Source organism: Acinetobacter sp. YH12241 (assembly GCF_013417535.1).
Taxonomy (GTDB): Bacteria; Pseudomonadota; Gammaproteobacteria; order Pseudomonadales; family Moraxellaceae; genus Acinetobacter.
Window position 1 is genome coordinate 69,039 of sequence record NZ_VPDQ01000008.1, and the last position, 18,702, is coordinate 87,740.

Below are 18,702 nucleotides of genomic sequence, written 5' to 3' on the forward strand. Positions count from 1 at the left end.
AAAACTACCATAAAAAAGCCTGACAGAAGTCAGGCTTTTTTTATTCTTCCAGCTCATCTGGGATGATTAGTCTTTTAGCTTTTGATAAGCGGCTTCATCAAAACCAGCGATAAAACCAGTTGCAGTCTGTAATACCGGACGTTTGATTAAGCTGGTATGAGTAGTTAAGGCGGTAATCAGATTATCTTCACTGGCAAGCGCATTTTCCTGTTCTTCTGCAGTGAGTTTACGCCAGGTAGTGCCTTTCTTGTTCAGTACCACATCTTGGCCTAAAGCATCCAGCCAGGTTTTAACCGTATCCGCGTCGATCCCCTGTTTTTTATAATCATGAAATTCGTAAGCCAGTCCCAATTCATTAAGTAAATCAAAAGCTTTTTTCATTGAATTGCAGTTTTTAATGCCATAAATCTTGAGCATGCTCGCTGTATCCCAAACAGTTTATTTATTGATGGCTTAGCTTAGCTGAATTTATGCCGATCGCCTATGTGCTTCCAAGAAGCTTGTTTTTAAGCAATATTTAAAAGACATGTCATTCGATTGACATCGTTTAAGAGCAGAATGGGTATTAAAAAGTAAATGGTAAAGTTTAAGAATAAGAAAAAAATGAAGGTACTGAAATGAGAAAACCCGCATCTAATCATCCTGATTATGCGGGTCTCAATACAACGTCCGTTGTCACATCCATGAAAAACAAGCTAAATCTGATAGTTTGTTTTATTTTCTTCCTACGGCGTCCTGTCCTTATAGTGTCATCCTGACATATCCCTGTGCCGTGTGAGTATCATGCGCTGTTAGGGTCTGAAGATAAACCTGAAAATACGTCATGTAGTGTAGGTAATAAACCTTAATTGAGTGAACGAATGTTCACTCAATCTTTCGGTCAGTTTTAGATTTTATAGTCAATAATCACGGGTGCATGGTCACTAAACCATTCATCTTTATAGACCCAGGCATTTACAGTACGGTCTTTCCAGTCCGGTGAGCAGGCCTGATAGTCAATCCGCCAGCCCACGTTCTTGGCGCGGGCTTGACCACGATTCGACCACCAGGAATATAGCTCGGCTTCTTTACGGACTTCGCGGAACGTATCGACATAACCCAGTTCATCATAGATATGATCCAACCATGCACGTTCATGCGGCAAGCAGCCCGATGCTTTCTGGTTACCGGACCAGTTTTTAATATCGATACGTTTATGCACGATATTGTAATCACCACAGACAATGATGGATTTGTCTTCATCGCGCCATTGTTTCAGGATCTTTTTATACTCTTCCAGAAAGTGATCTTTACGTGCCTGCGCTTCATCGCCCGAAGAACCTGAAGGTAAATACAGCGAACAGATATGTGCTGTTTTTTCCAGACCCAAGTCAAATTCTGCCGAGATAAAGCGACCTTGAGAATCGGCCAGTTCAAAACCCAAACCATCGGTAATGGAAACAAATGGCAGACGGCTGTAAATCGCTGTACCCGCGTAACCTGGACGCTCGGCAGGGAACAGGTGGGTATACCAGCCTTCAGGCTTAAATTTATCAGTCCACTGCGCATGGGTGATCCGGCTTTCCTGCATGCAGATCACATCGGCATCAGACTGTTCGATCCACTCTAGCAAGCCCTTGCTGACAGAGGAACGTAAACCGTTGACATTAATTGAAACGACACGAAGAATTTTTTGATCACCTGGATAGCTACTCTTTGGTATCATGCGCAAGTCTTACCCTTAATTAATGGATTTAGGAGCACCTCATGTCAACGCCAGCTCAGTTTAACCCGCAAGCTTTTATCGAACTCGCATTATCACGTGGTGTGCTTAAATTTGGTGAGTTTACTTTAAAATCAGGACGTGTGAGTCCTTATTTTTTTAATGCTGGCTTGCTCAATGATGGTGAAGCCTTGTCACTACTGGCTTCTGGCTATGCTGCAAAATTAACTGAATGTGACAATGTTGAAGTGATTTTTGGACCAGCATACAAAGGCATTCCTTTTGTAGCAGCTACAGCAGTGGCACTATCGCAAAATCATGGCGTCAGCGTGCCATGGGGCTTTAACCGTAAAGAAGCCAAAGATCACGGTGAAGGTGGTGTGCTGGTCGGTGCTTCAGTGGAAGGGAAAAAAGTCTGGATCATTGATGATGTGATTACAGCCGGTACTGCGATTCGTGAAGTGGTCACTATCCTGAAAAATGCCGGTGCGCAAATTGCTGGTGTACTGGTTGCTCTTGACCGTCAGGAAAAAGGCCAAGGTGAATTATCTGCTATTCAGGAAGTACAAAAAGAGCTGGAAATTCCAGTACATGCACTGATTACTATGAAAGATTTAATGAATTACCTAGATGCAAAAGGCGATAGCGAAGCATTGGCGAAAATGGAAGCTTATCGTGTGAAATACGGAATCTAAAATCCAATTCACCACATGAAGATGTATAAGCCCTAGTAATCTAGGGCTTTACTTTTTATGGGAAGAGAAGTTCTGTTCAGGCGACTGTATTTAAAAGAAATATAAATAATAAGATAGAAATTCTGATCTGGATAAACTTTAAATTTGATAAGTTATATTATCTTCTTCAAAATTAAATTTTATATAAATATTCTTCTCAATATATAAATCTTGATCAAAATTATTTTATCTAAAAAGAACAATATTTTTAAAAGAAACTCATTAAAGCATGAATTAAACCTCATAAAGTCTCTTTACAAATAAAATTAATAAGATAGTTATGGTCATTGTTTACAAATTGTAATCCGCCTATATTAAAATAAACATTAAGTAATTAATTATAAGAATTTCATAATTTTAATTGATTTAAAATAAGAGTACTAGGAATGGATTATTGGAACAGTGTTTTATTTATATCGATTATAACGGTGGTAGGTTTGGCCATTATTGTCATGCTGGTGGGCTACAAGATGTGGAAAAACCTGGTGGTGACTTTACTGATCTCTACAACAATCGGCTTTCTGATCATATGTACTATTAACTTTATCTTTGGTGAAAATCTGAATTTGCCCTGGATTCCTGATCAGAGCTGGCATCATAAAATTACCTTGGAAATTGCCCTAATGAGCTTACTGATTGGCGGAGTCAGTACCTTTATTATTATGCTGGGAACCATGATTTCAAAAAATAATCGTTAAATCATAAAATTAGATGTATTTAGTTGAAAGATAATGCATTTATAAGCAAGGTATTATTATTTTTATTCAGGTTTTAATCAATTTTCTAAACGCGATAAAATACTCAGGGTGAGTATATATACTGATTTGATTTAGAAGATATTAATCCTCGTGTATTTCACATTTTTTGCAGTCCAATAAGACGCCCAGTTTTTCTTTACGGCCTTGTTCGGTCATGACCCAAGGACGGTTTTGCCAAGGTGGATCATGCCGCACATGCTGACCATGACCACAGGCCAGTTCAGCGACCCAATGATTTTCTTCATCCAGATGAAAGCCGACAATTGCCTGCTGCATGATAAATGCTCTTGTTGATTAAAGTATTTAAGCATTTATACAAAATTAGTCATGCAAAATCACCATAAACAAAAGAAACTGCACAGGCTATACTCCTTGCTAATGTATTTTTAAGAAAGAGCACAGAGACATGCGCGTACTTGTTGTGATGGATCCCATCGAAAATGTAAACCTGAAAAAAGATTCAACCATGGCCATGTTATGGGCAGCTGCACGCCGTGGACATGAACTGGGTTATGCATTACAGCAAGATTTATATATCGACCAAGGTAAGGCCTTTGGTCTGATCTCGCCTTTGCAGGTATTTGAAGACTATAACCATTACTACGAACTGGGTGAAAAGAAAAAAGAATCGATTGCGGCTTATGATGTGGTGCTGATGCGTAAAGATCCGCCATTCGACATGAACTTTGTCTATACCACTTATATTCTGGAACAGGCAGAACGTGAAGGAGCATGGATTATCAACAAACCGCAAAGCCTGCGTGACTGCAATGAAAAGCTGTTTGCTACTCAGTTCCCGCACCTGCAAGTTCCGACTTTGGTAACGTCGCAACAAAGCCTGATCCGTGAATTTTTAAAAGAGCATGTTGATGTGATTGTAAAACCATTGGATGGTATGGGCGGCACCGGAATTTTCCGTCTCTATCAGGATGGTATCAATATTGGCTCAACCATTGAGATTCTGACCAACAATGGTAACCAGCCGATTATGGCACAGCGTTATATTCCTGAAATTGTAGAAGGGGATAAGCGTATCCTGATGATCAATGGCGAACCAGTACCGTATTGTCTGGCCCGTATTCCGCAAAATGGTGAAGTGCGTGGCAATCTGGCAGCAGGTGGTTTAGGTCAAGCACGTCCATTAACTGAGAATGATAGAGCCATTGCAGCGCAAGTGGGGCCTTATCTCAGAGAAAAAGGTTTGGTATTTGTCGGTCTGGATGTGATTGGCAATTATGTCACTGAAATTAACGTCACCAGTCCAACCTGTATCCGTGAAATTGATACTCAGTTTGGTACCTCCATTGCAGATGACCTGTTTGATGTACTGGAAGCCGGTCTGGGTCAAGCCTAAGCTTTCAATAATAAAAAAGAGCCTCGTCTGAGGCTCTTTTTATTGGCCATAATGCTTGAATAAAAGCAGGGTCATTAAGATTCCTAATATAGAGAGGCTGGCGGTAACTGCCGCGATATAAGCCCAATTCTGTGTAGTCGAAACTAGTGCTGCGCTCAAAGGCGGCACAAAAAATTGAGCACAGGCTGAAAGCTGTAAAACCAGACCCACACTGGCTGCTGCGGCATTGGCACGCGGGGCATGCTGCAAAGTAATGGCAAAAACAGTGGTCGGGATAATTCCACCAATCAGTGAAAACAGTACAGCACTTATAAACTGTAAGTCGAACATGAGCCATGAACTGGCTGCAAAAGCCAGAAAGCTGCTGCACAGCATGGCTGTAAATCCGGTACTGAATAGCGTCTTGGGTTTCCAGCCACGTTGTAACAACATACCTGCACCAAAAGTGCCGCCCAGATTGGCAAGTACCACGATTGAAACCAGAACGCCTGCAACTTTTAAATCAATACCATGTTCGACGTACATGCTGGGCAGGAACCCGGTCACGGTAATCCACTGACTGGTATAACAGGCAAAAATAATAGCTAAACACAGAATGGGTGGATGGGTAAGGGTAACTTTGACAATCTGCCAGAATGAAGTATTTGACGGTACTGGTTGAGGAATTGTGTTAGATGCAAATGCCATTGAATCTATTCGCAGGTATCGTTTAATAATGCCTGCAATAATCAAGCATAGACTGCCGAGAATAGCCCAAATATTCTGCCAGTTCAGGTATTCGAGTAAAACAGGAATACTAAAAACAGCAAGACTGACACCGACACCCATATAGGAACTCCAGAGTCCCATTTTAAAATTCAGTGTTTCAGGCCGACTGATCCGTTTTAAAATTGCAGGCGCGCACAAGGAAATAGTTAAAAATCCAATCCCTTCGGTAAAGCGGAAGAAATATAAGGCTGTGGCATGCTGAATCCAAAGGCCAGCGATACTGCTCAGTCCTAAAATGATTAACGCCAAAATCATGCAGCGCTTTAAACCCACTTTTTCCGAAAAAGCACCAATACAAAGGGCGAATAGCATCCCGGCCCCTTGTACTAAAGATAGGGAAAACCCGGCTTGCGTAAAACTTAAGCCTAAATCCTGTTGCAGAATAGGAATAATAGCAGACAGTTTGCCGACATGCATGGCCGCCAGATAACCGGCTAAAATAATCCATAGATCACGAATTGATATTTTTGACATCTATAATGCTTGAGTCCAGTTAAGGAATAGGCGGATCAATTTAAAAAAATTTATATAGATATAGGGATAACATAAAATTTTATTCAGATTTATATGATTTAGGCATAAGTTAATAGGATGAATTAAATGGAAAAATAGCCAATAAATAGTGAAAAATGTATAGATTTAAGGAATGACTATAAAAAGATTAAATGAAAAATATTCAAAAATTATGCTTATATTTCACTTAAGTCTAAGGAAAAATGCAGACCTTATAATAAAACTAGTTTAAACTTCAAATTAGTATGAAAAAAACAATGAAACGCTTGTTGAAATAAAGTAAATAAACTTTCAAGGGCAAGCGTTTGTGATTACAATTGATGACTTAAATTAGACCTCCTGTTTCATTTTTTAATTGAAGAATTAGACCGTGACCGACGCTCAGCAAAAACAGCCTAAACATGTCATGATGATGGCCGCAGGTACGGGTGGACATGTGTTTCCAGCGTTAGCCGTTGCAAAAGATCTACAACAACAAGGAATTGAAGTGTCCTGGTTGGCAACACCAGCGGGCATGGAAAACCGATTATTAAAAAACCATAATATTCCAATTTATCAAATCGATATCCAAGGTGTGCGTGGCAATGGTTTTGTGCGTAAAGTCTTGGCCCCGTTTAAAATTTTAAAAGCCACTCTTAGTGCTATGAAGCATATGAAACAGCTCAAAGTCGAAGCTGTTGCAGGCTTTGGCGGTTATGTGGCAGGACCGGGTGGTCTGGCAGCGCGGATCCTGGGTATTCCTGTAATTATTCACGAGCAAAATGCAGTCGCGGGTTTTACCAATACCCAGTTGTCACGGGTCGCTAAAACGGTATGTCAGGCTTTTCCTGATACTTTCCCGGCACAAGATAAAGTAGTAACCACCGGTAATCCGGTACGTAAAGAAATTACAGAAATTTTAAATCCGTCCTGGCGTTATCAGGAGCGGGAAAAAGCTGGCCAGCCGCTACGAATTCTGATTGTTGGTGGTTCACTTGGGGCACAAGCCTTAAATGAACGTGTGCCGGAAGCCTTGAAACAGTTGAATGTGCCGTTAAATGTCTATCATCAGTGTGGTCAAAATCATGCTGAAGCAACGCGCGCACGTTATGCAGACAAACCCGCCTCCTTGCAGGTTGAAGTTCAGCCGTTTATTGAAGATATGGCTCAAGCTTATAGCGACGCCGATCTGGTCATTTGCCGTGCCGGTGCACTGACAGTTACTGAAATTGCAACTGCTGGTGTAGCTGCGATTTTTGTACCGCTACCAAGTGCGGTTGATGATCACCAAACTGCGAATGCCAAATTCCTGGCCAATCAGCAGGCAGCCAAAATCTGCCCGCAGGCTACTTTGACGCCAGACAGTTTAAAAACCTTATTAGAGCCGATGCTTGACCGTCAGGTATTGATGGAAATGGCGATCAAAGCACGCCGTCAGGCTCAACCCGATGCGACCCAGCATGTGGTCCGTTTAATTCAAGAATTGTAATCCGAGTAAATTATGTCTCCAGTAACCCCAGCAGACCAAGCAAAGAAATTAATTAAAGTCCCGGAAATGCGCCGGATCAAGCATATCCATTTTGTAGGGATTGGTGGTGCAGGGATGTGCGGGATCGCGGAAGTACTGAAAAACCAGGGGTATAAAGTTTCTGGTTCAGACATCAAGGCCTCTAAAACTACGGCTCAATTAGAAGAAAATGGTATCAAGGTCTATATCGGCCATGCAGCCAGCAATATTAAGGGTGCCAATGTCATCGTGGTATCTACCGCGATTGATAAGGAAAACCCGGAAATCAAGGCGGCTCTTGAAACCCGTACACCGGTAGTCCGCCGTGCAGAAATGCTGGGTGAGCTGATGCGTTACCGTCACGGGATCGCGGTTGCAGGCACTCACGGTAAAACCACAACCACCAGCCTGATCACCTGTATGCTGGCAGAAGAAAATCTGGATCCAACTTATGTGATCGGCGGTTTGCTAAACCGTACCGGTGTGAATGCCGCTTTGGGTGCAAGTCGTTATATCGTGGCAGAAGCCGATGAATCAGATGCCTCATTCCTGTATCTAGAACCAATGGCTGCCGTGGTGACCAATATCGATGCTGACCATATGGATACTTATGGCGGTAGCTTCGATGTTTTAAAAGATACCTTTATCCAGTTTCTGCAAAAACTGCCATTCTATGGTTTAGCGGTTGTGTGTGGTGACGATGCCAATATCCGTGAAATCATGCCACGTATTGGTCGTCCATTACTGACTTATGGTTTTAATGAAGATAATGACATTCGTGCCGTCGATGTCGTACAGGAAGGTATGCGCAGCCACTTTACCGTATTACGTAAAGATCGTGAGCCGCTACGCGTGACTGTGAATCAGCCGGGTCTGCACAATGTACTCAATGCCTTGGCTGCGATTGGTATTGCGACGGATGAAGGCGTATCTGATGCAGCCATTTGCCGTGCACTGGAAGGCTTTAGTGGTGTGGGTCGTCGTTTCCAGGTACAAGGTCAATTCGAACTTGAAGGCGGCGATGTGAAGCTGGTCGATGACTATGGCCACCATCCAAAAGAAGTAGAAGCCACTATTAAAGCCGCTCGTGCCAGCCATCCAGATCGCCGTCTGGTGATGATGTTCCAGCCGCACCGTTTTAGCCGTACCCGTGACTGTTTTGATGACTTCGTAGAAGTGCTTTCGCAAGTCGATCAGCTGCTCTTACTTGAAGTGTATCCGGCAGGGGAAAAGCCAATTGTAGGTGCAGATAGCCGCGCATTGGCACGTAGTATCCGTTTACGTGGGGAAGTTGAACCAATCCTGATTGATCCGGTTGAGGGGAACCTGAGCCAGGTGATGAAAAAGGTATTGCAAGCAAATGACTTGTTATTAACCCAAGGCGCAGGTAATGTTGGAGCAATCTCAATCGAACTTGCTCAAAATCATTTATATGTAAAGTAAAATAGTCATGTTATGACTGATTGAACAGATTCAAAAAGTTTAAGGATATAAACGTGTCAAATGCTTCAAAATTCGGAAAAGTTGCCGTATTGCTGGGTGGTAAATCTGCAGAGCGTGAGGTTTCGCTAGATAGTGGAACCGCCGTACTTGAGGCATTAATGCGTTCTGGGGTCAATGCAGAAGCGTTTGATCCACAAGAGCGTAGTGTTACCGAGCTGGTAAATTATGATCGTGCGTTTGTGGTATTGCATGGTCGTGGCGGTGAAGACGGTCAGATTCAGGGTGCGCTGGAATGGTTGAATATTCCATATACCGGTACAGGCGTACAGGGTTCTGCCATTGGTATGGATAAAGTCAAAACCAAACAGGTTTGGCAGGGTTCAGAATTACCTACTGCGCCATATCGTATCGTGACCAAGAACTCGAATGCGCAAGAAATTGTATCTGCTCTAGATTTGCCGCTGATCATTAAGCCTGTACACGAAGGTTCGAGTATTGGCATGAGTAAAGTTGAAAAAGTAGAAGACTTTGCTGATGCGATTGCCAAAGCCACTGAACATGATGCCGTGGTTATGGCAGAGAAATGGATCACAGGCCGTGAATTTACCATTGTAATTCTGAATGGTCAGGCCCTACCTGTCATTCGTCTGCAACCGCCAGAAGATGTGGCTTTCTATGACTATGAAGCTAAATATCAGCGTAATGATGTGGAATATGGCATTCCATGTGGCTTAAGCGAGTCTGAAGAGAAAGAATTGCAAGCCTTGGCTCTACGTGCCTTCCAGGCGGTGGGTGCAAGTGGCTGGGGCCGTATTGATGCAATGCAGGATGAACAGGGTAAGTTCTGGTTACTGGAAGTGAATACTGTTCCAGGTATGACCAGTCATTCTCTGGTACCAAAAGCGGCAGCAGCCGTCGGCTATAGTTTTGATGCGCTCTGTGTAGCGATTCTGGAACAAACATTAAACGGTGCGGCACACTAAGTTATGGCTCAACTCCCAGCAACCATGCGCCGTAAACGTGCTGCGATTACCTCAATTCACGACAAGCCGCCGACACGCAAAGAGAAACTAACCAACCTGGGTGGTTGGGCCTTGTTGTGTGTCGCGCTGGTGGTGCTGGCTTTTGGGATTTTTGGCCTGTATAAGGTGATGACTGATGCTCAGGTAGCAGAGCTGAAAGTGGCAGGAACGCGTACAGCAGCTGAAGAGCGTCAGGTCATGCAGTACGTTTCACCGATTGTGACTGAAAACTATTTCACTTCGGACCTGGAATCGATTCGTGACCGCGCACTGGAATTGTCCTGGGTGGACCGTGTCGTAGTGTCTCGTGCCTGGCCAGACAAGATTCATGTCCGGGTGATGCCGCATCATGCTATTGCACGTTGGGGAACAGGGCGTTTACTAAGTGACAGTGGTGTGATTTTTACGGAAGTCACACCCAAGAATTATCAGGCATTACCGTTACTACATGGGCCGGCGAGCCATGCAGAAACCATGATGCGACGTTATAATGAAATCAATCAGTTATTTTTACCACAAGGTATTCGTTTAAAAGAATTATATTTAACTGAACGAATGACGTGGTTTATGCAGTTTGATTCAGGTTTGCGTGTGATTGTCGATAAAGACCAGACCATGAGCAAGTTGCAACGTTTGAGTCATCTGTCCTATAGCGAACTAAAACCGGTATGGTCAAAAATTTCAGCGATTGACCTGCGTTATCGTAATGGATTGGCGATTCAATGGAAAAATTCAATTCCGCCTAAAATTGTAAATGGTCAATTTATTGTAACCATTAATGACACGGGCGTTGAGAATAATGTAACAGTAAAGCCATAATGACCGGCTTTAAAAACTAGAGGCCTTATAAAGCCATAAATCTAACAAACACGTAATGGTAGTAGTTAATAATGAGTGAAGCTGTTCCCTCGGTTGTGGCGATTGACATTGGGACACACAAAGTTTCAGTTTTGATTGGTAAGGTACACGCGCCAGACAATATCCAAGTGATTGGGATGGCGACCGCTCGTAACCGAGGCATGAATAAAGGAAAAATTGTCAGTCTCGATAAAGTCATTACCGCCATTAAAAACGCCGTACAAGAAGCGGAAGATATGGCTGAATGTCGTGTGCATTCTGCGTGGATTTCGATCCCAAGTGCTGAATTAAAAAGCTTTTATGCCTCGGGTCGTACCACAATTGATAATAGTGAACATTCAATTACGACCAGTGAAGTGGTACGGGCACTTGAACTGGCCAAAGCCAGCCATGTCACCTCAGATCATTATCTGGTCAGTGCGGTGCCGTTAGGCTTCGAGCTGGATGATGCACCGGAATGGGTACTCAACCCGATCCGTATGTCGGCACATAGCATGACCGGGCATTATCATTTGATGATGTTACCGATCAGCACCATGCAGAATATTGACCGCGCTTTAAAAGGGGCCAATATCGGTGTGGAGAAAATGGTGGTGTCCTGTCTAGCCACTGCTGAAGCCAGCCTGCTGAAAGATGAAAAAGAATATGGCGTGTGTCTGGTGGATATCGGTGCGGGAACGACCAATGTCGCTGTTTATCTGGATGGCCGTCTGGCGTTAACCCATACCATTCAGCGTGGCGGTGAACATGTTACCCGTGATATCGCAGCAGTTTTACAGACCACGACAGAAGAAGCAGAACGTCTGAAATTGCTCTATGGCTGTGTTGACCTGAAAGTGGTTAAACCAGAGCATATGATTCAGTTTCAAGGCATTGACGGACCACAAACCATCAGCCGGATTGAACTGACTGAAATTATCATGGCGCGTTATGAAGAAATCATGGGTCTGGTGCGTGATGAACTGGTGAACCATGGTGCAATGCAGGGCTTGTATCATGGTGTGGTGCTGACCGGTGATGCCAGTCAGATTGAAGGTATGGTCAGCTTTGTACGCCGTACCTTGGGTGTGTCAGCACATCTGGGCAATCCGCCGGTACAGGTCTATGCGGATGAACAGCATCAAGCGGCTTTACGTCGTTCCCAGTATGCAACAGTGGCTGGTTTGTTGATGTTTAGTCAGAGTGATACCCAAGAAACCCTCGTTGAAACCGAAGACGGGGACAAGTTATCAGTGACACAGCGCATTAAACGGGCATGGTCAGGTTTTAACGAAACGTTAAAAGCGATCTTTTAAGCGATTTTTATTGTGAATATTGTTGGGAAGTTGTAGTTAATCGGGCTTGTACTTGACAAGTGCCTGCTTGAGCAGCATTCTTAAAAACAATTTTTATCAAGATTAAGGCAGTATACGGGCTTAGTGACTGCCAATTATGAATTAGGAATTTTATAGGTCATGGCCTCATTTGAATTTTTCGAAGAAGATCATAGCGATAGCAATGGTCAAGCCCGTTTCACTGTATTTGGTGTAGGTGGTGCGGGTGGTAATGCTGTACAGCATATGTTGCAGTCCGATATCCAGGGCGTAAAGTTCGTCTGTGCCAATACAGACAAACAGGCACTGGATCGCATGGAAGCCGAATTTAAAATTCAGCTGGGCGAGCAAAGTACACGTGGTCTGGGTGCTGGAGCAAATCCACAGGTCGGTCAAGCGGCAGCAGAAGAAAGCCGTGAACTGATCCGCCAGCAGCTTGAAGGTACCGATATGGTATTTGTCACCGCCGGTATGGGTGGTGGTACAGGTACCGGTGCTGCGCCAGTCGTTGCTGAAATTGCTAAAGAAATGGGTATCCTCACTGTTGGTGTCGTAACTACGCCATTCAACTTTGAAGGTAAACGCCGTCTGCAATCTGCTGAGAAGGGGATTGAAGCACTAGAACAGCATGTAGATTCTCTGATCATCATTCCAAACCAGCGTCTATTGAAAGTCTTCCGTGATATTTCAATGAAGGATGCGTATAAAAAAGCGGATGATGTACTGTTGAATGCGGTACGTAGTATCTTTGATCTGGTGGTACGTCCTGGTCACATTAACCTTGACTTCGCCGATCTGAAAACTGCAATGAGTACACGTGGTTATGCCATGATGGGTGTAGGCTTGGGTCGTGGTGAAAACCGTGCACGTCAGGCAGCAGAGCAGGCGATTCGCAGCCCATTACTGGATAACGTCACCATCATGAATGCCAAAGGTATTCTGATTAACGTGACTGGTGGTGATGACGTAACCTTCGGTGAAATCGAAGAAATTACTGATGTTGTAAACCAGATCGTGGATCTGGATGAAGGTCAGGTCTTCTACGGTACAGTATTTGATCCGGATGCACGTGATGAAATCAGTGTAACGGTGATTGCGACTGGTTTGACTCGCCATGCTGCAGATTCGGTTGAGCCGACTAAACGTGCGAATGTACAGGTAGTACGTCCATCATCATCACAGGCAGTAGTTGAAGATGATGATGTACCGGCAATTCAGCGCCAGCAAAATGAAGCAGGTGCAGCAGCTAATCCTGCCGCTTCAGTTTCTAGTCCGCGTCCAACGCCAATGAGCATCCAAGATTATCTTAAAAATCAACAGCGCAAATAATATGTAACAGCATGTGTTTACGATGATTGCACAGAAAAGGTGGCTTTAGAGCCACCTTTTGTTTTTTATCAATGGCCAAATATGCTAACGTATAGCGGTTTTATTGGTGAACAGATGATAAAAAGCATGTTGAAACAACGTACCCTGCAACGTATCGTGAAAGCGAGCGGAATCGGTCTTCATAGTGGGCAGAAGGTTATGATTAACTTTGTGCCGCACCACGCCGATGGGGGCATTGTGTTTCGTCGTATTGATCTGGATCCACCTGTCGATATTCCTGCGGATGCCTTATTGATTCAGGAAGCTTTCATGTGTTCGAACCTGGTTCAGTCAAATGCCAAAGTGGGTACGATTGAGCATGTGATGAGCGCCATTGCAGGGTTAGGTATTGATAACCTGATTATTGAAGTGTCAGCTTCAGAAGTTCCCATTATGGATGGCAGTGCCGGACCTTTCATTTATCTGCTCATGCAGGGCGGCTTGCAAGAACTAGATGCACCAAAGAAATTTATTAAAATTATTAAACCTGTTGAAGCCCTGATCGATGATAAACGGGCGATTTTCAGCCCACATGACGGCTTTCAGCTAAATTTCACTATTGATTTTGATCATCCTGCCTTTAAAAAAGAACATCAATCTGCCAGCATCGATTTTTCTACAGAAACCTTTGTTTATGAAGTCAGTGAAGCGCGTACATTCGGCTTTATGAAAGACCTTGACTACTTGAAAGCCAATAATCTGGCTTTGGGTGCAAGCTTGGAAAATGCCATCGGTGTAGATGAAACCGGCGTGGTCAATGAAGAAGGTTTGCGTTTCTCGGATGAGTTTGTACGTCACAAGATTCTAGATGCAGTAGGTGATTTATACCTGCTAGGCCACCAGATTATTGCCAAATTTGATGGTTACAAATCAGGGCATGCTTTGAATAATCAACTATTGCGTAACGTGAAAAGTGACCCAAGCAGCTATGAAATTGTAACATTTGATGACGTAACTCAATGTCCAATTAGTTATGTAACTGTGACATAAGTCCTTGTCTTTGTGTCTTTGTGTTATAACTTAGCTGCATCTAATGTGACACCTGTCACATAAAAACAACATTGGAATTTATTACATCTCATTGCAATGTTACTTTTTATTGCTTGCCAAACGTAGTAAAGCTTGGCTAAGCTTAGGGTCGCTTATAAAGTCAGCAGCACCGCGAAGTAATTCCTGTGTTTCTGGACTCAAGGCTCTTTCAGATTTTTCTGGAACCGGTTGAACAGGGGATGGATTCCTTAAGCAAACCTGGATTTTAGTGAGATCTTTTAATTCGTTTATTTGAGAGAGTTGTGAGATGTATTGCTTTTGAAGATAGGCCAATTGAGAAATCATGGCTTGGTTTTCACCAGTAATCGTTAACACACCATTTTGATAGCAGGCAACTTGCCATTGTTCGGGTTGAGGCAATAGCGGTTGTACGAGTTTCGTAAGCTTCTGCCATGCAGAAACTTGTGATGAGAGAAACGAAAAGTTTCCTGTTTTTATCTGTTTTCTTGTTTTTTGAAAGACGTTGACAGGTTCCGACATACATAATTCCTACATGTTTATGTCTTAATCTTATGCGCTTCTTAAAGTGGATATCAAGGAAGAGATCTTCAAGAAACTCGATTAGCAGTTTAGAGAGGTTTTTTATGCATATGCCTATGCGACGTATCCTATTGGCATTTTCTATTTCGGTTTCAGCTGCTTCAGTAGCTTTTGCAGATTTAGTGGATCTGAATCAACAAGATGCTACACCTGACCGTCTTGAGCAGTTAACACGTACTTTATCGCAGGGTTCTTATACCCATCCTGAAGATATTGATATTCCCGCACAAACTAAATTAAATATTCAGCTACGTGAAAAACCGGTTGAACTGAATAATCAGACCATTGCTCAAAAATATGGCAATTCTTCATCCAGTAAAGTTGCATCTTCAAATAATCCTTATTCGTGGTTAGTGGCTCATCCATTACCCGACATGAAACGTGTCAGCTCAAATTTTGGCGGCCGTACCATGGGTGGTCGTGCTGAAAATCACTCAGGTCTAGATCTGGCTGCTGCAAGCGGTACACCGATCTATGCAACTGGTCCTGGTATCGTAACCAAATCGGGTTGGGGTACAGGTTATGGTCAGTATGTCGAAATTAACCATGGTAATGGATACCTTACTCGTTATGCCCATGCTTCACGCTTGATTGCACGTGTGGGAGATCAGGTGCAAGCCGGTGATCATATTGCGAATGTAGGTTGTACAGGTCGTTGTACTGGTCCTCATCTACACTATGAAGTAGTAAAAGACGGTCAACGTAAAAATCCTTCAACTTATTTAGCAATGTTGCCTTAAGCGTAGCTTTGCTCAAAATAACTGAAATACTTTAATACGTCTGATACTTGATACTCATAAAAAATCAATCAAACCGCTTTTAAGGCAATTAGACTGAACATTTCTTCCAGGGAGTAGAGAAGAAGTTCGGTCTAATTGCTTTTAGATATTATATTATCACCGAGAATTATAACTGTCGTATAAAAAATCGCCATTATTGACTTCTTTTTGTTACTTTGTGTAAGAAAGTGTCAATGGATATTTAGATAATAAATAGTACTCCAGAATCGCATTCAGCCAGAGCCATACCTGCATAAGCCGTAAATATGATACATATAAGTGATCAATTTGGCTTTCAGGAACTGTAGATTATGGCGTTTTATGGAGATACCGACGCTCAAGAAACCCAAGAATGGCAAGACGCTTTTGACTCCGTTTTGCAACACATGGGAACCGAGCGCGCCGCCTTTTTACTTGAAAAACTTTATCAACGCGCAATTGCCAAACATGTTCCTATTCAGCGTTTAAATACTCCCTACTTAAACACTATTTCTGTAGAAGAACAACCTGCGATGCCGGGCGACCAGGACATGGAGCGCCGTATTCGCGCGCTGATCCGCTGGAATGCTTTGGCAATGGTGCTTCGCGCAAATAAAACCGGCGATGACCTGGGTGGTCACTTGGCCAGCTTTGCTTCATCTGCCACTTTATACGATGTGGGTTTTAACCATTTCTTCCGTGCCAATAACGACAGCTTCGGTGGCGACCTGATTTACTATCAAGGTCACTGTGCACCGGGGATTTATGCCCGCTCATTTTTAGAAGGTCGCTTAACTGAAGAGCATCTGAATAATTTCCGTCGTGAAGTCGGCGGCAAAGGCTTACCCTCTTATCCTCATCCTTACTTGATGCCAGATTACTGGCAGTTCCCGACGGTATCGATGGGTCTGGGTCCAATCATGTCGATCTATCAGGCGCATATTCAAAAGTATCTGATGAACCGTGGCTTGATTAAGGAAGAAGACCGTAAAGTCTGGGCATATCTGGGCGATGGCGAAATGGATGAGCCGGAAAGCTTGGGCGCGATTTCACTGGCGGGTCGTGAGAAGCTGGATAACCTGATCTGGGTGGTGAACTGTAACTTGCAGCGTCTGGATGGTCCGGTACGTGGTAATGGCAAGATCATTCAGGAACTTGAGTCATTGTTCCGTGGTGCCGGCTGGCGTGTCATTAAAGTCGTCTGGGGTCGTCATTGGGATCCACTACTGGATAAAGACAAATCTGGTGCACTCAAAGCGATTATGGAAGAAGCAGTAGATGGCGATTACCAGCGCTATCAGGTGAAAGGTGGTGCTTATGCGCGCGCACATTTCTTTGGTAAATATCCAGAAGCAGAAGCTTTGGTCAAAGACCTGAGCGATGAAGATATTGATAATCTGAACCGTGGTGGTCATGACCCGTACAAAGTCTTTGCTGCCTATGCAGAAGCGACCAAGGCCAAAGGTCAGCCAACGGTCATTCTGGCGAAAACCGTAAAAGGTTATGGTCTGTCTGATGAAATTGAAGCGGTGAACAAGACCCACCAAATCAAGAAAATGCAGCTGGAATCATTGAAATACGTACGTAACCGTTTCAACTTGCCATTTACTGATGAACAACTGGAAGAAATTCCATTCTACCGCCCAAGCGAAAACTCGCCTGAAATTAAATATATGAAGGCACGCCGTGAGGCACTGGGTGGTTATCTGCCGGCACGTCGCAAAGAAAGCGAATCTTTACCGATTCCTGAGCTCTCTGTTTTTGATGCTGTGCTCAAAGGTTCAAACGGTAAAGAACAGTCCACCACCATGGTCATGGTCCGTCTCATTTCTGCCTTATTAAAAGAGAAAGCAATCAAGGACCGTGTGGTACCGATCGTGCCAGATGAAGCGCGTACCTTTGGTCTGGAAGGGATGTTCCGTCAATTGGGGATCTATGCAGCGCATGGTCAACAATATACCCCTGAAGATCAGGAACAGTTGATGCATTACCGTGAAGCCAAAGACGGTCATATGCTACAGGAAGGGATTAACGAAGCCGGTGCAATGAGTGCATGGGCGGCGTTGGCGACCAGTTATTCAACCAATAACCTGCCAATGATCCCGATGTACATGTACTACTCAATGTTCGGCTTCCAGCGTATTGGCGATATTGCCTGGGCAGCAGGTGATGCACAGGCGCAAGGTTTCTTGCTGGGTGCAACCGCTGGCCGTACTACCTTAAATGGTGAGGGCTTGCAGCATCAGGATGGTCATTCGCATATTCTGGCCAACACCATTCCAAACTGTGTCTCTTATGACCCGTGCTTTGGCTATGAGCTTGCCGTGATCGTGCATGATGGTCTGCAACGTATGTATGTGAATCAGGAGCGTGTGTTCTATTATCTGACCTTGATGAACGAAAATTACGAACATCCGCCAATGCCGCAAGGTGCAGAAGAAGGCATCAAGCGTGGTATGTATCTGCTGGAAGAAGACGAAAAAGCGACGGTTCAGTTGATGGGTTCAGGCGTGATTCTGCGTGAAGTCATCAAGGCCGCAAAAATCCTGCGTGAGGAATATCAGATTCATGCCAATGTCTGGAGCGTGACCAGCTTTAACGAACTCGCTCGCGATGGTATGGCATGTGAAGAATATAACCGCCTGCATCCACTGGCTGAAGAAGCGAAAGAGCCATGGGTGTCTCAGCAGTTACGTGACAAGGACGGTATTGTGGTATCGGCTACCGATCACATGCGTGCCTATAGCGAACAGATCCGTGCCTATCTTCCAGATAGCCGTCCATTCGTAGCCTTGGGTACCGATGGTTATGGCCGTTCAGATACCCGTGGCAACCTGCGTAGCTACTTTGGTGTCGATGCTGCACATATTGTCGTAGCAACCTTGAAGAAGCTGGCAGATGAAGGTGAAGTCGATGCACGTTTAGTGAAAGATGCGATCTCTAGCTTTGAGTTAGATACTGATCGTCCGGTGGCTTGGGCGCCACAGGCGACCCCGGAACTGCATGCTGTTGCTGACTACAAAGAGGAGAACTAA

17 protein-coding genes are annotated in these 18,702 nt (G+C 43.9%); 12 read left to right on the forward strand and 5 right to left on the reverse strand.

Annotation, left to right across the window (positions count from 1 at the left end):
- Positions 1-66: 66 nt before the first annotated feature.
- Together FTV18_RS06780 and FTV18_RS06785 are read right to left on the reverse strand one after the other, a co-directional pair.
- A complete protein-coding gene (locus tag FTV18_RS06780; RefSeq protein ID WP_159124193.1) occupies positions 67-417 on the reverse strand; it encodes a Spx/MgsR family RNA polymerase-binding regulatory protein in 351 nt (116 codons plus the stop codon).
- A 469-nt stretch (positions 418-886) separates the two neighbouring features.
- Entirely contained in the window at positions 887-1,705 is an 819-nt protein-coding gene (locus tag FTV18_RS06785) for an exodeoxyribonuclease III (protein ID WP_159124217.1), read from the reverse strand.
- A 41-nt stretch (positions 1,706-1,746) separates the two neighbouring features.
- Here FTV18_RS06785 and pyrE point away from each other — a divergent pair, with 41 nt between their 5' ends.
- Positions 1,747-2,397: an orotate phosphoribosyltransferase gene (gene pyrE / locus FTV18_RS06790; protein ID WP_125279724.1), complete on the forward strand. Its 651-nt coding sequence runs from the start codon at positions 1,747-1,749 to the stop codon at positions 2,395-2,397.
- Between the two features lie 425 nt (positions 2,398-2,822).
- Entirely contained in the window at positions 2,823-3,134 is a 312-nt protein-coding gene (locus tag FTV18_RS06795; RefSeq protein ID WP_159124191.1) for a hypothetical protein, read from the forward strand.
- A gap of 141 nt (positions 3,135-3,275) precedes the next feature.
- Here the strand turns inward: FTV18_RS06795 and FTV18_RS06800 are convergent, their stop codons facing one another.
- Positions 3,276-3,470 (reverse strand): DUF3565 domain-containing protein, encoded by a 195-nt coding sequence (locus FTV18_RS06800; RefSeq protein ID WP_004781474.1) that lies wholly within the window; start codon positions 3,468-3,470, stop codon positions 3,276-3,278.
- Between the two features lie 130 nt (positions 3,471-3,600).
- On the opposite strand from FTV18_RS06800, the gene gshB reads away from it, so the two are divergent.
- On the forward strand, positions 3,601-4,548 hold the full coding sequence (gene gshB / locus FTV18_RS06805; protein ID WP_159124190.1) for a glutathione synthase: 948 nt from the start codon (positions 3,601-3,603) through the stop codon (positions 4,546-4,548).
- Between the two features lie 39 nt (positions 4,549-4,587).
- Here gshB and FTV18_RS06810 read toward each other — a convergent pair whose 3' ends face one another.
- Positions 4,588-5,790 carry a CynX/NimT family MFS transporter gene (locus FTV18_RS06810; protein WP_180002590.1) on the reverse strand — a complete coding sequence of 401 codons (1,203 nt, stop codon included), beginning with the start codon at positions 5,788-5,790 and terminating at the stop codon, positions 4,588-4,590.
- Between the two features lie 409 nt (positions 5,791-6,199).
- Here FTV18_RS06810 and murG point away from each other — a divergent pair, with 409 nt between their 5' ends.
- The 7 genes from murG to lpxC all read left to right on the forward strand — a co-directional run bounded on the left by murG (position 6,200) and on the right by lpxC (position 14,309).
- Positions 6,200-7,297 carry an undecaprenyldiphospho-muramoylpentapeptide beta-N-acetylglucosaminyltransferase gene (gene murG, locus FTV18_RS06815; RefSeq protein ID WP_159123787.1) on the forward strand — a complete coding sequence of 366 codons (1,098 nt, stop codon included), beginning with the start codon at positions 6,200-6,202 and terminating at the stop codon, positions 7,295-7,297.
- Between the two features lie 12 nt (positions 7,298-7,309).
- On the forward strand, positions 7,310-8,758 hold the full coding sequence (murC, locus tag FTV18_RS06820; protein ID WP_005232692.1) for a UDP-N-acetylmuramate--L-alanine ligase: 1,449 nt from the start codon (positions 7,310-7,312) through the stop codon (positions 8,756-8,758).
- A 53-nt stretch (positions 8,759-8,811) separates the two neighbouring features.
- On the forward strand, positions 8,812-9,741 hold the full coding sequence (locus tag FTV18_RS06825; RefSeq protein WP_159123788.1) for a D-alanine--D-alanine ligase: 930 nt from the start codon (positions 8,812-8,814) through the stop codon (positions 9,739-9,741).
- 3 nt (positions 9,742-9,744) lie between these two features.
- On the forward strand, positions 9,745-10,599 hold the full coding sequence (locus FTV18_RS06830; protein ID WP_179991919.1) for a cell division protein FtsQ/DivIB: 855 nt from the start codon (positions 9,745-9,747) through the stop codon (positions 10,597-10,599).
- Between the two features lie 71 nt (positions 10,600-10,670).
- On the forward strand, positions 10,671-11,933 hold the full coding sequence (gene ftsA, locus FTV18_RS06835) for a cell division protein FtsA (RefSeq protein ID WP_034170249.1): 1,263 nt from the start codon (positions 10,671-10,673) through the stop codon (positions 11,931-11,933).
- 159 nt (positions 11,934-12,092) lie between these two features.
- Positions 12,093-13,280 (forward strand): cell division protein FtsZ, encoded by a 1,188-nt coding sequence (ftsZ, locus tag FTV18_RS06840; RefSeq protein WP_180017270.1) that lies wholly within the window; start codon positions 12,093-12,095, stop codon positions 13,278-13,280.
- Between the two features lie 126 nt (positions 13,281-13,406).
- Positions 13,407-14,309, forward strand: coding sequence for a UDP-3-O-acyl-N-acetylglucosamine deacetylase (lpxC, locus tag FTV18_RS06845; protein ID WP_034170289.1), 903 nt, complete (start codon positions 13,407-13,409; stop codon positions 14,307-14,309).
- A 99-nt stretch (positions 14,310-14,408) separates the two neighbouring features.
- Here the strand turns inward: lpxC and FTV18_RS06850 are convergent, their stop codons facing one another.
- Positions 14,409-14,849 carry a DciA family protein gene (locus FTV18_RS06850; protein WP_004781492.1) on the reverse strand — a complete coding sequence of 147 codons (441 nt, stop codon included), beginning with the start codon at positions 14,847-14,849 and terminating at the stop codon, positions 14,409-14,411.
- Positions 14,850-14,959: 110 nt separating this feature from the next.
- Here FTV18_RS06850 and FTV18_RS06855 point away from each other — a divergent pair, with 110 nt between their 5' ends.
- A complete protein-coding gene (locus FTV18_RS06855; protein WP_180017267.1) occupies positions 14,960-15,649 on the forward strand; it encodes a M23 family metallopeptidase in 690 nt (229 codons plus the stop codon).
- Positions 15,650-15,999: 350 nt separating this feature from the next.
- Positions 16,000-18,702: a pyruvate dehydrogenase (acetyl-transferring), homodimeric type gene (gene aceE / locus FTV18_RS06860; RefSeq protein ID WP_180011097.1), complete on the forward strand. Its 2,703-nt coding sequence runs from the start codon at positions 16,000-16,002 to the stop codon at positions 18,700-18,702.